Here is a 19,588-nt window from a genome sequence, read left to right on the forward strand (position 1 = left end):
CGCGCCCGGCCAAACCCTTGCGGCTCGTGGGGGACACCACCAGCCTGGCCCACATGACGGACGACACGACACGTCTCGACCATGTGGTCCTCTGGGTCCGCGACCCGATCGCCGCGGCCCACTTCTACGAGAAGGCGATCGGACTGCGGCCCGTGAGGCTCACCGAGTACGCCGCGGGCCAGGTGCCGTTCCCCTCGGTGAGGGTCAACGAGGAGACCATCCTCGACCTCATGCCGCGCACGGTGGCCGAGCACATGACCATGGTGCCCGGGGCGGCCGACAGCGCCGGCCACCCCGTCAACCACGTGTGTCTCTCCTACAAGGCCGGCGGCTTCGAGGCACTGAGGGCCCGGCTGGAGGAGCGGGACGTTCCCGTTTCGGACTTCTCGTACGACGCGTTCGGCGCCCGTGGCATGGCCCGCCGCAGCTTCTACTTCCGCGACCCGGACGGCAATGTGTTCGAGGCGCGGCACTACGAGTAGGTCACGCGGTGCCAGGGCGCGCCAAAAGGGCGCCCATGCGTGCGGGTACTCCTCCATCCGCGCGGAACCTCAGAACAACGGCTCCGGAAGCACCCCTTCCAGCGCCAGCAGCTGCCGCTTGGTCTCCAGACCCCCTCCGAACCCGCCGATCCCACCGTCGCTCTCGACGACCCGGTGGCACGGCACCACCACCGGCAGTGGGTTCGAGCCCATGGCCACGCCCACCGCCTGGGCCGCGCCCGGCTGTCCCACCCGCCGGGCAAGGTCGCCGTAGCCGACGACCGTGCCGTACGGCACGCCGGACGCCAGCTCACGCAGCACCTGGCGGTTGAAGCCGGAGATCAGCGACCAGTCCAGGGGCAGGTCGAAGTCGTGCCGCTCGCCCGCGAAGTAGGCCGCGACCTGATGTATCGCCTCGGTCAGCAGCGGGGAGTCCGGCACCTCGGTGGGCTCGGTGCCGAGCCGGGACGCGAGCCGGTCGAGCGCCTTGTCCCGGACCGCGTCCGTGGCGTGGAACACGACGTTCACCAGGCCGTCGCGGGTCGCGGCCAGCAGCAGCGGGCCGATGTCCGTGCCGACCACGGCCCACACGACCTGCTGTTCGTTCTGCCCATGGCTGTTCATGCGACCCACCGTACGGCGCGCCACTGACAACGCCCGGGGCAAGGACGCACGCGCACATCCACGCCCCGGGCGGGAACCCGGACCCAGCGGGCTTCCGTCAGCCCTCCGTCGCCGCCCGGACCACGTCGGGCTTGTTCGTGATGATGCCGTCCACGCCGTACCCGGCGACGCGGCGGGCGCTGTCCGCGTCGTCCACGGTCCAGGTGAGGATCTCCATCGGCTTGCCGTGCGGTCCGTTGAACGCCTGGATGGCGGCGACATAGCCGCGGGAGATCGTGGTGTACGACGCGTTGATCTGGTCGGCGAACGTCGCGTACTCGGACAGGTCCGTGACCGCGGGAGTGCCCAGGAAGGCGGTCTTGACGCCCGGACGCAGCTGGTGGACGGTCCGCACGGTGTCGGCGCTGAAGCTCTGGACGACCAGACTGTTCTTGAGGTGCGCCGGGCTGAGCCAGCCCTCGTTGCTCAGCACCTTGAGGGTCTCCCGCTCGATACCGGGGTAGAGGGCGGGGTTCTTGATCTCCAGGACGAGCTTCTGGTGGTTGTGCGACACACGGTTCATGTACTGCTTCAGGGTCGGTACGCGCGCGCCCGCGTACCGGGAGTCGAACCAGCTGCCCGCGTCGAGCCGCGCGATCTCCGCCGCGGTGAAGTCCTGCACGTTCCAGGGCGCCCGGCCGGGGAAGACCTCCTCCACGTTCGTCGTGCGGGCCAGTGAGGCGTCGTGGAGGACGACGAGTTCGCCGTCCTTGGTGCGCTGGACGTCGTTCTCGACCCAGCGGAAGCCCATTTTGGCCGCCTTGTCGACGGCTGCCAGGGTGTTTTCGGGCGCGTAGGCGGAGGCTCCCCGGTGGGCCACCACGAGCGGGTTGTCGCTCGCGTTGGAGGCCTGAGCGGGGGAGGTGGGAAGAAAGAGGACGGTGGCCCCCATGAGCGCGGTGCTCGCGGTGGCAACAGCGCGCATGTGCATGCGTACTCCTCGCGTCGAGCGATCACGGACAGCTCCAGAGTGACAGCAGAGGGTCAATAGGAGGGGGGTGCAGAATGGCCACGAATTGAATGGAGTTGCCCAAGTCCGCTCACCAGCGCCGCACAAGTGGGGCAGAGCCGTGTTTCTTTGCCGGAAAATCGTTCGACCATTCCGGTGGGGGTCATACTCTCTGCCTCACCCCTGACTGTTGTCGGCGGTTCCGGGGTGGGGGGCGTTTCAGGGAACTCGTGATCCAACAGGGTGGGAGGGCAGCCGCGCATGCAGGGCACGGTCGACGGCTTCAGCTACGGACTTGTCACGCCGCTGGTGGCCTACCTCATGGCCTGCCTCGGTGGTGCACTGGGCCTCCGCTGCACCACCAGATCCATGCTCGTAGCCGGCCGCTGGCGGGCCGGCTGGCTCGCCATGGGCGCGGCGGCGATCGGGTCCGGCATCTGGACCATGCACTTCATCGCGATGATGGGCTTCACGGTCCGGGAGGCCCCGATCCACTACGACATGCCGACCACGTTCGCGAGCCTGGCCGTCGCGATCGTCATGGTCGGTATCGGGATCTTCATCGTCGGCTACAGGAGGGCGACCGGAACGGCCCTCTTCACCGGCGGCACCATCACCGGCCTGGGCGTCGCCTCCATGCACTACCTGGGCATGGCGGGCATGCGCCTCAACGGAAAGCTCACGTACAACACCTTCACCGTGTCCGTCTCGGTCGTCATAGCCGTCGTGGCCGCCACCGCCGCACTGTGGGCGGCCGGACAGGTCCGCGGTTTCCTGTGGAGCGTGGGCGCCAGCCTCGTCATGGGGCTCGCCGTCACCGGCATGCACTACACCGGCATGGGCGCCCTCAGCGTCCACCTGCACGGCGCCGCCGGCGGCACCCCTGCGGGCGAGTCCCCCGCCGCCCTGCTCGCACCGATGATGATCGGCCCGCTCGCCTTCCTGCTCCTCGCCGGTGTCGTCGTGATGTTCGACCCGCTGATGGTCATGGGCAAGCCCACCGCCTGGAGCTCCACCGAGCAGCGCCCCGGTATCCCGGCCCACGCCACCGCCGCCCACCTCGGCAGGCGCCCCACGTCCAGCTCCCGCCAGCACCACCGGCGCCCCCGGCGGTCGAGCTCCCGCACCCCGCAGAACTGGTGATCAGGGCCCGTTGTCAGTGCGGGGTCGTACGGTGGATTCCATGCGGCCCGTATCAAAGATCGAACGCACGGTGGCGCCCTTCGAGGTCGTCAGCCCCTACCAGCCGAGTGGCGACCAGCCCGCGGCCATCGCCGAGCTTGCCCGGCGTATCGAAGCAGGTGAGAAGGACGTCGTCCTGCTGGGCGCGACCGGCACCGGCAAGTCCGCCACCACCGCGTGGATGATCGAGAAGCTTCAGCGCCCCACCCTCGTGATGGCGCCGAACAAGACCCTGGCCGCCCAGCTGGCGAACGAGTTCCGCGAGCTCCTGCCGAACAACGCCGTCGAGTACTTCGTCTCGTACTACGACTATTACCAGCCAGAGGCATACGTCCCGCAGTCGGACACGTACATCGAGAAGGACTCCTCGATCAACGAGGAGGTGGAGCGCCTGCGCCACTCCGCGACCAACTCGCTGCTCACCCGCCGCGATGTCGTCGTGGTCGCCTCGGTGTCCTGCATCTACGGCCTCGGTACTCCACAGGAGTACGTGGACCGGATGGTCCCCCTCAAGGTCGGCGACGAGATCGATCGTGACGACCTGCTGCGCCGCTTCGTGGACATCCAGTACACGCGCAACGACATGGCGTTCACCCGAGGCACCTTCCGGGTCCGGGGCGACACGATCGAGATCTTCCCGGTCTACGAGGAGCTGGCCGTCCGCATCGAGATGTTCGGCGACGAGATCGAGGCGCTCTCCACGCTGCACCCCCTCACCGGCGAGGTCATCAGCGACGACGAGCAGCTGTACGTCTTCCCGGCCTCCCACTACGTCGCGGGCCCCGAGCGCATGGCGCGCGCCGTCAACGACATTGAGAAGGAGCTGGGGGAGCGCCTGGCCGAGCTGGAGAAGCAGGGCAAGCTCCTGGAGGCCCAGCGCCTGCGCATGCGCACCACGTACGACCTTGAGATGCTCCGCCAGATCGGCTCCTGCTCCGGCGTGGAGAACTACTCGATGCATTTCGACGGCCGCCTCCCCGGCTCCCCGCCGAACACGCTGCTGGACTACTTCCCCGACGACTTCCTCCTCGTCATCGACGAGTCCCACGTCACCGTGCCCCAGATCGGCGCGATGTACGAGGGCGACGCCTCCCGCAAGCGCACCCTCGTGGACCACGGCTTCCGGCTGCCGTCCGCGCTCGACAACCGCCCACTCAAGTGGGAGGAGTTCCAGGAGCGCATCGACCAGACGGTCTACCTGTCGGCGACCCCCGGGCAGTACGAGCTGTCCCGCTCGGACGGCCCGGTGGAGCAGATCATCCGCCCCACCGGCCTCGTCGACCCCGAGGTAGTCGTCAAGCCCACCGAGGGCCAGATCGACGATCTGGTGCACGAGATCCGGGGGCGCACCGAGAAGGACGAGCGCGTCCTGGTCACCACGCTCACCAAGAAGATGGCCGAGGACCTCACCGACTACTTCCTCGAACTCGGCATCCAGGTCCGCTATCTCCACAGCGACGTCGACACCCTGCGCCGCGTCGAGCTGCTTCGGGAGCTGCGCTCCGGCGAGTTCGACGTCCTGGTCGGCATCAACCTCCTCAGGGAGGGCCTTGACCTTCCGGAGGTCTCCCTGGTGGCGATCCTCGACGCCGACAAGGAGGGCTTCCTGCGCTCCGGCACCTCCCTCATCCAGACCATCGGCCGCGCGGCCCGCAACGTCTCCGGTCAGGTCCACATGTACGCCGACAAGATCACCCCGGCGATGGAGAAGGCCATCGAGGAGACCAACCGCCGCCGGGAGAAGCAGGTCGCGTACAACAAGGAGAAGGGGATTGACCCCCAGCCGCTCCGCAAGAAGATCAACGACATCGTGGCGCAGATCGCCCGCGAGGACGTCGACACGGAGCAACTGCTCGGCACCGGCTACCGCAAGGGGGCGGACGGCAAGGGGGCCAAGACCCCCGTTCCCGGCAAGGCGGCCAAGGGCGCCAAGTCCGCCAAGGGCAAGCGCAAGGAAGCCGTGCCGACCGACCGTCCGGCGGCCGAACTCGCCGAGCAGATCGAGGAGATGACCGAGCGGATGCGTGCGGCGGCCGCCGACCTCCAGTTCGAGATCGCCGCCCGGCTGCGCGACGAGGTGTCCGAGATGAAGAAGGAGCTGCGGCAGATGCAGGAGGCGGGTCTGTCCTGAGAGCCCGCCAGGGGCGAGGAGGGTACCGGGAGAGGGCCCCGCGCCACCGGCGCGGGCGCGCTGTGTTGCAAGACCGACACAAAGTGCGACCCAGGGTTCGGCACTGTCCGCGCCGAACAATAGGGTGCTGGACAACCGCGGACTCCGCGGCAACAGGGGAAAGTTCGAGAGGGGACAGCGCGTGACGGTCAACATGACCAAGGGGCAGGCCATCAGCCTGCAGAAGAACGACGGGGGCACGCTGACCGCAGTGCGCATGGGGCTCGGCTGGCAGGCCGCCCCGCGGCGTGGGTTGTTCGGTTCCCGCACCCGGGAGATCGACCTCGACGCCTCGGCCGTGCTGTTCGCGGACAAGCAGCCGGTCGACGTCGTCTTCTTCCGCCACCTCGTCAGCGACGACGGTTCCGTGCGTCACACCGGTGACAACCTCGTCGGCGGTGTCGGCCAGGGCGGCGACGACGAGGCCATCCTCGTCGACCTGGCGCGTGTCCCGGTGCACATCGACCAGATCGTCTTCACCGTGAACTCCTTCACGGGCCAGACCTTCCAGGAGGTGCAGAACGCGTTCTGCCGCCTGGTCGACGAGACCAACGGCCAGGAGCTGGCGCGCTACACGCTGGACGGCGGCGGCAACTACACCGCCCAGATCATGGCGAAGGTGCACAGGGTGGGCCAGGGCTGGAACATGACGGCCCTCGGCTCCGCGGCCAACGGCCGCACCTTCCAGGACCTGATGCCGGCGATCCTGCCGGTCCTGTAGGCAGCCCGACGCACAGCGCACACAGCGACACAGGGGGACGAAGGCGATGACGGCCGAGCTGGTCCGGGGGCAGAACCATCCGCTCCCCGAGGTCCGACTGGAGGTCCGCGTCTCGGCCGGCAAGCCGATCGTGGCCGGTGCCACGCTCAGCGACGAGCACGGCAAAATACACGGAGCAGACTGGGTGGCCCACCCGGGCGCACCCACGCTGCCCGGTCTCGAGGTGTCCGGGCAAGCGGCGGCTGACCACCGACTCGCCGTCGACCTGGACGCCATACCGCAGGCCGTGCACCGGGTGAGCGTGCTGCTAGCGCTGCCGTCCGGAGTCGGGGGCCCGGTCCGGTTCGGCACGGTCGCCGCTCCCTTCCTCGCCGTCACCGGCCTGGACGGCACCGAGGTCGCCAGTTACACCATCACCGGTCTGGACTCCGAGTCGGCCGTGGTGGCCCTGGAGCTCTACCGCCGGCAGGACGCCTGGAAGGTCCGCGCGGTCGGCCAGGGCTACGCGGGCGGCCTCGCCGAACTCCTCACCGACCAGGGCCTGCCGGAGGCCCGGCAACTCGCGGGCAGTATCAACGAGGCGGTGGCCCAGGGGCTCGCCCGCTCGGTGGCGGCACCCCCGCCGCGGACCTCCGACGCCGACCGCCACCGGCCCGCCGCCGCACCCGCACAGGGCCCTGACCAGACCCACGGCGGCACCGCACCCCAGGGCGCTCCCGGGAGCGCATCGCCGCAGCAGAGCCCTTACGGCACCTCGGACCCCCAGGGCGCCCCCTCCCCCTACTCGGCGGCAGCCGCTCAGGACGCTTCGTCGCCCTACGCGGCCGGCCCGCAGGACGCCACACGAACCGATCACGGTGCGGGATCGCAGCAGGGCCCCGCGCCGACGGACCCGTCCGCCGCAGCCACCGCGGGCGGCCCCATCAACTACACGCACCCCGGCCGACAGACCGCGGCGCCTCCGCCGCCTCCGCCGACAGCGCCTGTGGCCCAGCCGGGACAGTCCGCGCAGCCCGTCGCCGGCGACGCCACCGGCTGGTCCATGGAGGAGCGGCTCTACAACCAGGTGTGGGGCATGTTCGAGGACCTGGCCCGCACCACGGCCGCCTACCGCAGCGCCGTCGACTTCGCCGACTCGCGCATGGAGCAGGAGCTCGACACGGTCCTGTCCGACCCGCGCAGCCGCATCGGCGGTCAGGGCGACGCCGCGCGCGAGACGGCCCGGGCCAAGCACACCCAGCTCGTCGACCGCGCCAGGGAAGCCTTCGACCGGGACCTCGCCCAGCTCAGGGCCGAGGCGGACGTCGTCGAGCCCGCGCTGCCCCCGGCATACGCGCGCTGGGACAACCCCGTCTGGCACGGCTACCGGGTCCCGATGGAGATCCCCATGGCCCTGCGCCTGGGCGACCTCCACCTGCCCGAGAGCGAGAACGTGAGAATCCCGATGCTGGTCCGCCTGCCCCTGGAGCGGGGCCTGTGGATCGACAGCGGCTACTCGGAATCCGGCCACGCATCGCTCGTCGACTCCGGTGAACTGCGCGCCCTCGCCCTGGAGACGGCGGCCGCACTCGCCGCGCGGATCCTCGCGGTCCACCCGCCGGGCGAGTTCTCGGTGCACGTCATCGACCCCGCCGGTACGGGCGCGTCCGCGCTCGCGCCGCTGGTGCAGACCGGTGTGCTCGCGGCTCCGCCCGCCGCCGGCGCCGCGGGCGTGGCCGACGTGCTCGCGCGGCTCACCCAGCGCGTCGACCTGGTGCAGATGGCGGTGCGCGGCGGCGCACCTGATGCGCTGCCCCCTGGTATCGACGTGTCCGAGCAACTGCTGATCGTCAACGACTTCCCGCACGGCTTCGACGACCGGGCCGTCACACAGCTGCGCTACCTCGCGGACGAGGGCCCGGCCGTGGGTGTGCATCTGATGATGGTCGCCGACCGTCAGGACGCCGCCGCGTACGGACCGTTGCTCGACCCGCTCTGGCGTTCGCTGATGCGACTCACTCCCGTGCCCGACGACCACCTCGCCGACCCCTGGGTGGGGCATGCGTGGACGTACGAGCCCGCGCTCGTCCCGCCCGGCAGCCAGGTCCTGCAGCACGTCCTCACCCAGGTCGCGACGGCTCGCCGCTCCTGGAACCGTTGACCCGACCGAGTGATGCGGCAAGCCTGAGCAAAGCCTGCTGACCAGCCATTTTTGATCTTCTTTTACTCATCACTTTACCTTTCCTTGGTGATTCGAGTAGTCTTTTCCGTACGGAGGGGAGTACTCCCTACCAGTTGCGGCGTACCCGTCAATACGGATCTGGCCAGATCCCGGGGCGTCGGCCCGGCGGCACCAGGCGTGTCAGACGCCAGCGGTGGCACGGGTGGAAGAGACCTCCGGCAGCGACGACGCTGACTTTTGCCGTTACGTACTGCCGGAGGCGCAGTGGATGTTTCCACGACCCTGTGGGTCCTGACCATCGTGGGCCTTGCCGCCCTCATCGCGGTCGATTTCTTCATCGGCCGCAAGCCCCATGACGTATCGATCAAGGAAGCCGGGATCTGGACGGTCGTCTGGATCGTCCTGGCCGTGCTCTTCGGGCTCGGCCTCCTCGTCTTCTCCGGCGGCCAGCCCTCCGGGGAGTTCTTCGCCGGCTTCATCACCGAGAAGTCGCTGAGCGTCGACAACCTCTTCGTCTTCGTCCTGATCATGGCGAAGTTCTCGGTGCCCTCGCAGTACCAGCAGCGGGTACTGCTCATCGGTGTGCTGATCGCCCTCGTGCTCCGCGCGATCTTCATCGCCGCAGGTGCGGCGATCATCTCCAGCTTCGCCTGGGTCTTCTACATCTTCGGCGCCTTCCTGATCTACACCGCCTGGAAGCTGATTCAGGAGGCCAGGGCCGACGAGTCCGAGGAGGAGTGGGAGGAGAACAAGCTGCTCAAGGCCGCCGAGAGGCGCTTCGGAGTGGCCGACCGCTACCACGGCACCAAGCTGTGGATCGAGCGGAACGGCAAGCGCGTCATGACGCCGATGCTGGTCGTGATGCTCGCCATCGGGACGACGGACGTGCTCTTCGCGGTCGACTCCATCCCGGCGATCTTCGGTCTGACGCAGGACCCGTACATCGTGTTCACAGCCAACGCGTTCGCGCTGATGGGCCTGCGCCAGCTGTACTTCCTCATCGGTGGCCTGCTGAAGAAGCTGGTCCACCTCTCCTACGGCCTGTCGGTGATCCTCGGCTTCATCGGCGTGAAGCTGGTGCTGCACGCCCTGCACGAGTCCGGGGTCCATGTCCCCGTGATCTCCATACCGGTCTCGCTCGGTGTGATCTGCTCGGTCCTGATCGTCACCACGATCACCAGCCTGATGGCTTCCAAGAAGCAGGCCGCGGCCGAGGCGGCGCAGACTGCGCAGAAGGAGACCGAAGGCGGTCCGCAGGACAGCGTCGAGGCCGGACGGCCTCAGGCGTAGCGACAACCAGCACCGGGAGCGCCGTTGGTCGAATGCCGACCACCGCTCCCGGTGCTTGCCGGTCTTCGAGTCGTACGAGGCCACCAGGTGCCACGACGCCAGGCGCAACAGCGAGTCCCCGAGACGGCCAAGCCGGCGGCTGCGCCTCAGGGCACCTGAGCCGGTGCTGCGAGTGCTGGCATCAGCCGACAGCCGCGGCAGTCCGCGCCCGTGTCAGCCGGCTGCCGCCTCACCAGCGGTGGTTTCTGCCGCGACCACCCGCACCGGCCGCGTCTCCGGCAACAGCGCGAAGCAGCCCAGGCTCAGCAGAGCGATCCCCGTCAGATACGCGGCCACGCCCCAGGGAACCCCCTCGCCCTGGGCCACGGCAGTCGCCACGATCGGCGTCAGCGCACCACCGAGCACTCCGCCCAGGTTGTAACCCACGGCGGCCCCCGTGCAGCGCACACGGGGCTCGTACAGCTCCGGCAGATACGCGGCGATCACGGCGAACATGGTGATGAACGCGAGCATCGCCACCAGGAAGCCGAAGAACATCAGCAGCGGCTCACCGGTCGACAGGAGACCCACCATGGGGAACATCCACAGCGCGCACGCCGTACAGCCGATAAGGCACATCGGCCGCCGGCCGAACCGGTCACCGAGGACTGCAGCCAACGGCGTGAGCGCGCCCTTCACGACCACGGCGGCCATGATGCAGGCCAGCATGACCGTACGGTCCACGCCGAGCCGTTCGGTGGCGTACGCGAGCGACCAGGTCGTCACCGCGTAGAACACGGCATACCCGATCGCGAGCGCCCCCGCCGTCAGCAGCACCAGCCGCCAGTGGCCGCGCGCCACTTCGGCGAGCGGCACGCGCGCGGGGTCGTCGATACGGAGGAACTGAGGGCTTTCGGCGAGCGAGGAGCGCAGCCACAGTCCGGCGAGGGCCAGCACTCCCGCCGCACAGAACGGCACCCGCCAGCCCCAGGCCGCGAACTGGGTGTCCGACAGCGTCGACGACAGCAGCAGCATCACACCGTTGGCCAGCAAGAACCCCACCGCCGGGCCGATCTGGGGGAAGCTCGACCACAACCCGCGCCGCTCGGCGGGCGCGTGCTCCGCCGTCAGCAGCACGGCGCCGCCCCACTCCCCACCGAGGCCGAGCCCCTGCAGGAAACGCAGGCCGAGCAGGAGCGCGGGAGCGGCCACACCGATCGAGTCGTACGTCGGGACACAGCCGACGGCGACCGTCGCCGCGCCGGTCAGCAACAGCGAGGCGACGAGGACCGGCCGTCGCCCGTGCCGGTCCCCGATGTGCCCGAACAGCACCGATCCCAGGGGGCGTGCCACGAAGCCGACGCCGAAGGTCGCGAAGGCCGCGAGCATGCCCGCCACCGGCGAGAACGTCGGGAAGAACAGCGGCCCCAGGACCAGTGCGGCCGCGGTGCCGTACACGAAGAAGTCGTAGAACTCGATGGCCGTCCCGGCCAGTGAGGCGGACGCGATCCGCAACATGGAGGGCGGTTTCACGGTGTGTGCATGGCGCATGCCGCGACAACTACCCACGGTGATCGGCGGTTACGGGGGCGCACGGTGGCCCGTACGACGTGCGTACGTCTCAGTACGTCACCGTGATGCGCCGGGCGGGCCCGTCCACGCGAATCGCGCCCCCCATAGAGGATGACGATCGGTCATGTCGGGGGCGTAGATCCGCTGCGCGCGCAGGACGGCCTCCCGCTGACTGCTCGGGAACGGTGAGCGGTTGTCGGCATGTGGTCCGGGCCCGTGGCGTGTCAGTGCACCGTGATAAACCGGGTCTGAGCAGTGGCCTTCACCGGGTCGCTCCCGCCCACCGGACCGGAGGAACCGTGCCCCGCACCCTCGCCAACGCCCCGATCATGATCCTCAACGGGCCCAACCTGAACCTCCTCGGCCAGCGCCAGCCCGAGATCTATGGCTCCGACACGCTCGCCGACGTGGAGGCCCTGTGCGCCAAGGCCGCGGCCGCACACGGTGGCACGGTGGACTTCCGGCAGTCCAACCACGAGGGCGAGCTGGTCGACTGGATCCACGAAGCGCGCCTGAACCACGTCGGCATCGTCATCAACCCCGGCGCCTACTCGCACACCTCGGTCGCGATCCTCGACGCGCTCAACACCTGTGACGGCCTGCCCGTGCTGGAGGTCCACATCTCCAACATCCACAAGCGCGAGGAGTTCCGGCACCACTCGTACGTCTCGCTTCGCGCGGACGGGGTCATCGCGGGCTGCGGAATCCAGGGGTACGTGTTCGGGGTTGAGCGCGTCGCGGCGCTGGTGGGGGCGGGGCAGACGGACACCTGAGTCGGCCCCGGACAGCGCCCTCAGGCCCCGCCTCAGAGACGTCCGGCGTCCACGATCCGCCGCAGGAAGCGCCGTGTGCGCTCCTGTCGCGGCTCCCCGAAGACCTGCTCGGCGGTGCCGCGCTCCAGGACCACACCACCGTCCAGGAAGCACACCTGGTCCGCGACCTCGCGGGCGAAACCCATCTCGTGCGTCGCCAGCACCATGGTCATGCCCTCGCCCTTCAGATCGCGGACGACGGTGAGGACCTCGCCCACGAGTTCGGGGTCGAGGGCGGCGGTGATCTCGTCGAGGAGGAGCAGCCGGGGCCGCACCGCCAACGCGCGGACGATCGCGACCCGTTGCTGCTGCCCGCCGCTCAGCCGGTCGGGATACTCGCCCGCCCTGGCGCCGAGCCCGAGCCGTTCCAGCAGCTCCCGGGCACGTTCCTCGGCCTCCGCGCGGGCCACACCGTGGACGCGGCGCGGGGCGAGGGTGATGTTCTCCAGGACGGTCATGTGCGGGAAGAGGTTGTACGCCTGGAAGACCACGCCGATCCGGCGGCGCACGGCGTCCTGGTCGGCCCGTGGGTCGGTGATCTCCTCGCCGTCCAGCCAGATCGCCCCGTCGTCGATCTCCTCCAGGAGGTTGGCGCAGCGCAGCAGGGTCGACTTGCCGGACCCGGAGGCGCCGATCAGCGCGGTCACCGTGTGCGGGGCGACCTCCAGATCGACGTCACGCAGGACGACCGTACCGCCGAAGGTCTTGCGGACGGACTCCATCCGCAACACCGAGGACTGCTCCGGGGACTCACTCATGGCGTGCCTCCCTGGGCCCGGCGCCGGTCCATGCGGGCCGTGACCCAGTCCGTGAAGCGGGTCATCGGGATGGTCAGCGCGACGAAGACCAGCCCGGCGACGATGTACGGCGTGTAGTTGAGGCTGCGGCCCACGATGATGTCGGCCGCGCGCACGGCGTCGACCGCGCCGCCGATCGACACGAGCCCGGTGTCCTTCTGCAGCGACACCAGGTCGTTGAGCAGCGGCGGCACCTGGCGGCGCACCGCTTGAGGGAGGACGACGTGCCGCAGTGCCTGCCGGTTGGTCAGGCCGAGGGAGCGTGCCGCCGACCGCTGCGAGGGGTGCACGGATTCGATGCCGGCACGGAACACCTCGGCGACGTACGCCGAGTAGGTCAGCGTCAGTGCGGTACCGCCCAGCAGCACCGGATCGACGGTCACACCCTGCAGCCGCAGAGCCGGGACGCCCAGGACGACGATCATCAGAGTGATGATGAGCGGCAGTCCGCGGAAGAAGTCGGTGTACGCGGCGGCCAGCGCCCGCACGGGGAAGAAGACCGGGCTGGGCAGGGTGCGCGCGATGGCGATGAGCATGCCGAGGACGAGCACCGCAGCACCGCACACCAGGAGCAGCCGGACGTTGAGCCACAGTCCTTCGAGGACCTGGGGGAACGCCTCGCGCGCGTACCCCCAGTCGAAGAACGTCTCCTTGGTGCGCGGCCAGCCGGGCGCGTTGACGACGATCAGGTAGAGCAGCGCACCTGTGCCCAGGGTCGAGAGCGCGGCGATCGCCGTCGCGCGGCGGGCACGGGCACGCTTGTAGGCCTCGCGCTCGATCCGCCGTTGCGAGGGGACGTACGCGTCGTGCCCGTCGCGCATGTCACCCGGGTCGTCCTGCCCGGACTCCTCCTTCACGACCGTCACTTGAGCACCGGGGCGTCGACGGCGTCGGACAGCCACTGCTTCTCGATCTGCGCCAGCGTGCCGTCCTCGCGCAGGACGTCCACGGCGTCCGACACGCACGAGGTGAGCGCGCTGCCCTTGTCGAGGACGAGGCCGAACTGCTCCGGCGTGCCACCCCGGTTCTCGAACTGCCCCACGATCTCCGCGTCCGTCACCTCGGCCGCGGTCATGTAGAAGGCGGTCGGCAGGTCCACCACGATGGCGTCGACCTGGCCGTTCTTCAGCGCGGACTTGGCCTGGTCGTTCTTCGCGAAGGCGGCGGCGTCCTGACGGGGCTTCACCACGTCGTTGATGTAGGCGAGGCTGGTGGTGCCGACCTGGGCGCCCAGCTTCACGTCCTTGAGGCCGTCGATGCTCGTCGCCTTCGCGGCCTGGGAGTCCTTCAGGGCGACGACGGCCTGGCGCACGTCGTAGTAGCCGGACGAGAAGTCCACGGCCCTCTTGCGCTCGTCGCTGATGGACACCTGGTTGATGTCGAAGTCGAACGTCTTCTCACCCGGCGCGAAGGCCTTGTTGAAGGGCACGGTCTGCCAGACCACGTCGGCCTTGTCGTACCCGAGTTGCTTCGCCACGGCGTACGCGACCGCCGACTCGAAGCCCTCGCCGCCCGCGGGATCGTCGTCCTTGAACCAGGGTTCGTACGCCGGTTTGTCGGTCGCGATCGTCAGCTTGCCGGACGTCTCGGTGCTCAACTCGCCCTTGGCACAGGACTCCTGAGCGGATCCGGAGGCCTTGTCGGAGGCGTCGTCCTCCGGCTGTGGGGCGCAGCCCACGGCGACGGCGAGCAGGGCGACAGCGGCGGCGGCGGACGCGGCGCGGCGCAGGGCGCGAGACGTTCCAGGGACGGCATGCATGGCGGGAGAGTGACAGTGCGGCCTCCCGTTTGTCGAGATCACGGAGGCGTTTGTCCGCATATCGGGAACGGGTGTTGCCGTTTCGTGAACGCTGGACGAGAACCCCGAGGGGCCGCCGGCCGAGGGCGGGGATTGAACGGCCGGCGGCCCATGCCGCGCAGGAGCCGTCATCCTGTGCGGGACCACTTCCAGTGGACTGCGCCATTGACTGCGCCGGGAGCGCGCGAATGACACCGGCGTGTGTGTTCGGTTCACACGGGGTGCGTGCGGTGTGTGCTCAACAGCGCGCGCCGGGGCGGCGCGTCAACTGCCGCCCCGGCACCGGGGACTTCAGGGAGGGACTTCAGGAGGCGGGACTGCCGGGGGTCACCAGCCCCGTGCGTGCCACTCCGGAAGGTGCGGACGCTCCGCGCCCAGCGTCGTGTCGTTGCCGTGGCCCGGGTAGACCCACGTCTCGTCCGGGAGCGCGTCGAAGATCTTCGTCTCGACGTCGTGGATCAGGCTGGCGAACGCCTTCGCGTCCTTACGTGTGTTGCCCACACCTCCCGGGAACAGGCAGTCCCCCGTGAACACATGGGGGTGCCCGTGCGGGTCGTCGTAGACGAGTGCGATCGAACCCGGAGTGTGGCCCACCAGATGGCGCGCGGTCAGCTCGACGCGCCCCACCCGGATCGTGTCGCCGTCATCGACGGGGACGTCGGTCGGCACCGGGATGCCGGCGACGTCGTCCCGGCCCGCGTACGTACGCGCGCCCGTGGCCGCCACGACCTCGGCGAGCGCCTGCCAGTGGTCGCCGTGCTGATGGGTGGTGACGACGGACGCGATGCCGTCGCCGCCGATCAGCGTGAGCAGCGTGTGCGCGTCGTTCGCCGCGTCGATCAGCAACTGCTCGTCGGTGGCCCGGCAGCGCAGCAGGTACGCGTTGTTGTCCATCGGGCCCACCGCGACCTTGGAGATCATCAGGTCCTGCAGTTCGTGCACATCCGCAGGGCCGCCGACCGTCACCGCTCCGCTGTACGTCATGGCTGCAAGCCTATAGCGGGGGCAGCGACGGGAGCGCCCCTCCCTCGGCGTGCAGCGCGGAGCCGTCGCGGCGGCCCGCCAGCCACCCGAGGAGGTCGGCCCGGTGGCCGCTGACCGTGAGCGTGGGAAGCGGTGGCTCGTAGCCGCCGGCGAGCTGCTCCGCGGAGACGGACTCGACGGCTCCGCTGGGGATCATCCTCCCGTCGTCCTGCTTGATCAGCAGTCCGGGGACGTCGGGGTGGCCGCGGAACCGGGCGGCCAGGAAGTTGATCTCGCGCTGCGTGAACTCCTCCGGCAGATCCTCCAGCTCGTACCCGATGCCGAGGTCCACATGGTGGAGCTCCACCTCGATCCAGCGCCGGAACGGCACCCTCGCGGCCTGGTCGGTCACGCCATTGCGCAGCTCCACAGTGCGCGACCAGTCCGCGAAGACCGCGGCGGCGTCCTGGAAGCGGTCCGCGCTCTCGCGTACGTCGGCGAGCTGGACGTCCAGGGGGCGCGGTGCGTCCCGCTCGATGTCGGCGTCCCGGGCGGCCCCGGAGGCGTACATGGGGCGCCCCTGGAGGACGTTCACGAGCGCGTCGGCGTTGCGGGCGAGGTGGGCGAGGATGTGGCCCCGGGTCCAGCCGGGCAGCCGTGACGGCTCCGGGGTGCGGGCGTTGTCCAGTTCGGCGGCTGCGGTGAGGAGCCGCTTGGTCGCGTCACGTACAGATGCCAGGTCGCGCGCGTGATCCATCATGAGGCCGACCCTAGCCCCGCCACTCGATGGGGTGAAGGAGGTGGGCCCACCCCAGCAAATCGAATGCACGTGCTATATGGTCGGGTGCGGCGTCGGGCATGCTGGAAGGCCCGGGATTGTTGTTCAACAGGGAAACAGGACCGGCGCTGTCAGTGGCTCCCCCTAGTCTGTGAAGGGCGGGGGCTTCGCCCCTGCTACTTCACTCAAGAAAGGTGCGGACCGGCGTGGCCGACCGTCTCATCGTCCGTGGCGCGCGCGAGCACAATCTGAAGAACGTCTCGCTCGACCTGCCGCGTGACTCGCTCATCGTCTTCACGGGCCTGTCGGGGTCGGGCAAGTCCTCGCTGGCCTTCGACACCATCTTCGCCGAGGGACAGCGTCGCTACGTGGAGTCGCTGTCCTCGTACGCACGGCAGTTCCTCGGCCAGATGGACAAGCCGGACGTGGACTTCATCGAGGGTCTGTCCCCGGCTGTCTCCATCGACCAGAAGTCGACCTCGCGCAACCCGCGCTCGACGGTCGGCACCATCACCGAGGTCTACGACTACCTGCGCCTGCTCTTCGCGCGCATCGGCAAGCCGCACTGCCCCGAGTGCGGCCGCCCGATCTCGCGCCAGTCGCCGCAGGCCATCGTCGACAAGGTCCTGGAGCTTCCGGAGGGGAGCCGCTTCCAGGTGCTGTCGCCGCTGGTCCGCGAGCGCAAGGGTGAGTTCGTCGACCTCTTCGCGGACCTCCAGACCAAGGGTTACTCACGCGCGCGCGTGGACGGCCGGACGATCCAGCTGTCGGAGCCGCCGACGCTGAAGAAGCAGGAGAAGCACACCATCGAGGTGGTCGTCGACCGCCTCACGGTGAAGGACTCCGCCAAGCGCCGCCTCACCGACTCCGTGGAGACCGCCCTCGGCCTGTCCGGTGGCATGGTCGTGCTCGACTTCGTCGACCTCCCCGAGGACGACCCCGAGCGCGAGCGCATGTACTCGGAGCACCTGTACTGCGCGTACGACGACCTGTCCTTCGAGGAGCTGGAGCCCCGTTCCTTCTCCTTCAACTCGCCCTTCGGCGCCTGCCCGGACTGCACCGGCATCGGCACGCGTATGGAGGTCGACCCGGAGCTGATCGTCCCGGACGAGGACAAGTCCCTCGACGAGGGCGCCATCCACCCCTGGTCGCACGGGCACACCAAGGACTACTTCGACCGCCAGATCGGTGCCCTCGCGGACGCCCTCGGATTCCGGACGGACATCCCTTACGCGGGCCTGCCGCAGCGCGCCAAGAAGGCCCTGCTCCACGGCCACAAGACGCAGATCGAGGTCCGCTACCGCAACCGGTACGGGCGTGAGCGCGTGTACATGGCGTCCTTCGAGGGTGCCGTCCGCTTCATCAAGCGCCGGCACAGCGAGGCCGAGAGCGACGCGAGCCGTGAGCGCTTCGAGGGCTACATGCGCGAGGTGCCCTGCCCCACCTGTGAGGGCACGCGCCTGAAGCCGATCGTCCTCGCGGTCACCGTCATGGAGAAGTCGATCGCCGAGGTCTCCGCGATGTCCATCAGCGACTGCGCGGACTTCCTGGGCGAGCTGAAGCTCAACGCCCGCGACAAGAAGATCGCCGAACGGGTGCTGAAGGAGGTCAACGAACGGCTGCGGTTCCTGGTCGACGTCGGCCTGGACTACCTCTCGCTGAACCGCGCGGCCGGCACCCTCTCCGGCGGCGAGGCCCAGCGCATCCGCCTGGCCACCCAGATCGGCTCCGGCCTCGTGGGCGTGCTGTACGTCCTCGACGAGCCGTCCATCGGCCTGCACCAGCGCGACAACCACCGGCTGATCGAGACCCTGGTCCGCCTGCGCGACATGGGCAACACGCTCATCGTCGTCGAGCACGACGAGGACACCATCAAGACCGCCGACTGGGTCGTCGACATCGGCCCCGGCGCCGGCGAGCACGGCGGAAAGGTCGTGCACAGCGGTCCCCTGAAGGAGCTGCTGGCCAACGCCGAGTCGATGACAGGGCAGTACCTGTCCGGCAAGAAGGAGATCACGCTCCCGGACATCCGCCGCCCCGTCGACCCGGGCCGGGGACTCACCGTGCACGGCGCCCGCGAGAACAACCTCCAGGACATCGACGTGTCCTTCCCCCTGGGCGTCCTCACGGCCGTCACGGGCGTGTCGGGCTCCGGCAAGTCGACTCTGGTCAACGACATCCTGTACACGCACCTGGCCCGCGAGCTGAACGGCGCCCGGACCGTGCCCGGGCGGCACACGCGCGTGGACGGCGACGACCTCGTCGACAAGGTGGTCCACGTCGACCAGTCGCCCATCGGCCGGACCCCGCGGTCCAACCCGGCGACGTACACCGGAGTCTTCGACCACGTCCGCAAGCTGTTCGCCGAGACGACCGAGGCGAAGGTGCGGGGCTACCTGCCCGGTCGCTTCTCGTTCAACGTCAAGGGCGGTCGCTGCGAGAACTGCTCCGGCGACGGCACCATCAAGATCGAGATGAACTTCCTGCCGGACGTGTACGTCCCCTGCGAGGTCTGCCACGGGGCGCGCTACAACCGGGAGACCCTGGAGGTCCACTACAAGGGCAAGTCCATCTCCGAGGTCCTGGACATGCCGATCGAGGAGGCCCTCGGCTTCTTCGAGGCCGTGCCCGCGATCGCCCGCCACCTGAAGACGCTCAACGACGTCGGCCTCGGCTACGTCCGGCTCGGCCAGCCCGCGCCGACGCTGTCCGGCGGCGAGGCGCAGCGCGTCAAACTGGCCAGCGAGCTGCAGAAGCGGTCCACCGGGCGCACGGTGTACGTGCTCGACGAGCCGACCACCGGTCTGCACTTCGAGGACATCAGCAAGCTCATCACGGTGCTGTCGGGCCTGGTCGACAAAGGCAACACGGTCATCGTCATCGAGCACAACCTCGACGTCATCAAGACCGCCGACTGGATCGTCGACATGGGCCCCGAGGGCGGCAGCGGCGGCGGCCTCGTCATTGCCGAGGGCACGCCCGAGCAGGTCGCCGGGGTTCCGGCCAGCCACACCGGCAAGTTCCTCCGGGAGGTTCTGGGTGCCGAGCGCGTCAGCGACGCCGCCCAGGTGAAGATCCCGCGCAGGGCCTCGGCCAGGAAGACGGTCGCGGCCACGCAGACGGCCAAGAAGACGGCGACGGCGAAGACCGCCAACAGCACGGCGAGCAAGAAGGCCGCCGCAGCCACGAAGAAGACGTCGCCCGCGAAGAAGGCGGCGAAGACCACGAGGGCTCGCAAGGCCTGACGGGGCTCACCGGGACGCGCGAGGCG

At 69.4% G+C, this 19,588-nt stretch carries 16 protein-coding genes; 8 read left to right on the plus strand and 8 right to left on the minus strand.

The window, feature by feature from the left end; translation table 11 throughout:
* The first annotated feature begins 53 nt into the window (after nucleotides 1-53).
* Entirely contained in the window at nucleotides 54-482 is a 429-nt protein-coding gene (locus tag E0500_RS33295) for a VOC family protein (RefSeq protein WP_131562324.1), read from the plus strand.
* A gap of 69 nt (nucleotides 483-551) precedes the next feature.
* Here the strand turns inward: E0500_RS33295 and E0500_RS33300 are convergent, their stop codons facing one another.
* Nucleotides 552-1,106, minus strand: coding sequence for a methylated-DNA--[protein]-cysteine S-methyltransferase (locus tag E0500_RS33300; RefSeq protein ID WP_131562261.1), 555 nt, complete (start codon nucleotides 1,104-1,106; stop codon nucleotides 552-554).
* Between the two features lie 97 nt (nucleotides 1,107-1,203).
* The gene (locus tag E0500_RS33305; RefSeq protein ID WP_131562263.1) at nucleotides 1,204-2,076 is read right to left on the minus strand and encodes a glycerophosphodiester phosphodiesterase family protein; all 873 of its coding nucleotides are present in this window, start codon (nucleotides 2,074-2,076) and stop codon (nucleotides 1,204-1,206) included.
* 279 nt (nucleotides 2,077-2,355) lie between these two features.
* Here E0500_RS33305 and E0500_RS33310 point away from each other — a divergent pair, with 279 nt between their 5' ends.
* The 5 genes from E0500_RS33310 to E0500_RS33330 all read left to right on the plus strand — a co-directional run bounded on the left by E0500_RS33310 (nucleotide 2,356) and on the right by E0500_RS33330 (nucleotide 9,618).
* Nucleotides 2,356-3,237, plus strand: a complete 882-nt coding sequence (locus tag E0500_RS33310) for an MHYT domain-containing protein (protein WP_131562265.1) — start codon at nucleotides 2,356-2,358, stop codon at nucleotides 3,235-3,237.
* Nucleotides 3,238-3,277: 40 nt separating this feature from the next.
* Nucleotides 3,278-5,407, plus strand: a complete 2,130-nt coding sequence (uvrB, locus tag E0500_RS33315) for an excinuclease ABC subunit UvrB (RefSeq protein WP_131562266.1) — start codon at nucleotides 3,278-3,280, stop codon at nucleotides 5,405-5,407.
* A gap of 181 nt (nucleotides 5,408-5,588) precedes the next feature.
* On the plus strand, nucleotides 5,589-6,167 hold the full coding sequence (locus E0500_RS33320; protein ID WP_131562268.1) for a TerD family protein: 579 nt from the start codon (nucleotides 5,589-5,591) through the stop codon (nucleotides 6,165-6,167).
* 46 nt (nucleotides 6,168-6,213) lie between these two features.
* The gene (locus E0500_RS33325) at nucleotides 6,214-8,307 is read left to right on the plus strand and encodes a TerD family protein (RefSeq protein WP_131562270.1); all 2,094 of its coding nucleotides are present in this window, start codon (nucleotides 6,214-6,216) and stop codon (nucleotides 8,305-8,307) included.
* A gap of 285 nt (nucleotides 8,308-8,592) precedes the next feature.
* Entirely contained in the window at nucleotides 8,593-9,618 is a 1,026-nt protein-coding gene (locus E0500_RS33330; RefSeq protein ID WP_131562272.1) for a TerC family protein, read from the plus strand.
* Nucleotides 9,619-9,831: 213 nt separating this feature from the next.
* Here the strand turns inward: E0500_RS33330 and E0500_RS33335 are convergent, their stop codons facing one another.
* Nucleotides 9,832-11,115 (minus strand): MFS transporter, encoded by a 1,284-nt coding sequence (locus E0500_RS33335; RefSeq protein WP_131562327.1) that lies wholly within the window; start codon nucleotides 11,113-11,115, stop codon nucleotides 9,832-9,834.
* A 353-nt stretch (nucleotides 11,116-11,468) separates the two neighbouring features.
* Between E0500_RS33335 and aroQ the strand changes: the two genes are divergently transcribed.
* Complete coding sequence (gene aroQ, locus E0500_RS33340; RefSeq protein WP_131562274.1) at nucleotides 11,469-11,942, plus strand: type II 3-dehydroquinate dehydratase; 474 nt, start codon at nucleotides 11,469-11,471, stop codon at nucleotides 11,940-11,942.
* A gap of 32 nt (nucleotides 11,943-11,974) precedes the next feature.
* Here aroQ and E0500_RS33345 read toward each other — a convergent pair whose 3' ends face one another.
* From E0500_RS33345 to E0500_RS33365, 5 genes are all read right to left on the minus strand, one after another.
* Nucleotides 11,975-12,739 (minus strand): amino acid ABC transporter ATP-binding protein, encoded by a 765-nt coding sequence (locus tag E0500_RS33345; RefSeq protein ID WP_220141439.1) that lies wholly within the window; start codon nucleotides 12,737-12,739, stop codon nucleotides 11,975-11,977.
* A complete protein-coding gene (locus tag E0500_RS33350; RefSeq protein ID WP_131562277.1) occupies nucleotides 12,736-13,644 on the minus strand; it encodes an amino acid ABC transporter permease in 909 nt (302 codons plus the stop codon). Before E0500_RS33350 ends, E0500_RS33345 begins: the two co-directional genes overlap by 4 nt.
* Nucleotides 13,641-14,537, minus strand: a complete 897-nt coding sequence (locus E0500_RS33355) for an ABC transporter substrate-binding protein (RefSeq protein ID WP_131562279.1) — start codon at nucleotides 14,535-14,537, stop codon at nucleotides 13,641-13,643. Before E0500_RS33355 ends, E0500_RS33350 begins: the two co-directional genes overlap by 4 nt.
* A 366-nt stretch (nucleotides 14,538-14,903) precedes the next feature.
* On the minus strand, nucleotides 14,904-15,560 hold the full coding sequence (locus E0500_RS33360) for an MBL fold metallo-hydrolase (protein ID WP_131562281.1): 657 nt from the start codon (nucleotides 15,558-15,560) through the stop codon (nucleotides 14,904-14,906).
* 10 nt (nucleotides 15,561-15,570) lie between these two features.
* Nucleotides 15,571-16,299, minus strand: a complete 729-nt coding sequence (locus E0500_RS33365; RefSeq protein WP_131562283.1) for a maleylpyruvate isomerase family mycothiol-dependent enzyme — start codon at nucleotides 16,297-16,299, stop codon at nucleotides 15,571-15,573.
* A gap of 224 nt (nucleotides 16,300-16,523) precedes the next feature.
* Between E0500_RS33365 and uvrA the strand changes: the two genes are divergently transcribed.
* A complete protein-coding gene (gene uvrA, locus E0500_RS33370) occupies nucleotides 16,524-19,562 on the plus strand; it encodes an excinuclease ABC subunit UvrA (RefSeq protein ID WP_131562285.1) in 3,039 nt (1,012 codons plus the stop codon).
* The last annotated feature ends 26 nt before the right edge of the window (nucleotides 19,563-19,588 follow it).

Source organism: Streptomyces sp. KM273126, assembly GCF_004337435.2.
GTDB lineage: Bacteria > Actinomycetota > Actinomycetes > Streptomycetales > Streptomycetaceae > Streptomyces > Streptomyces acidicola.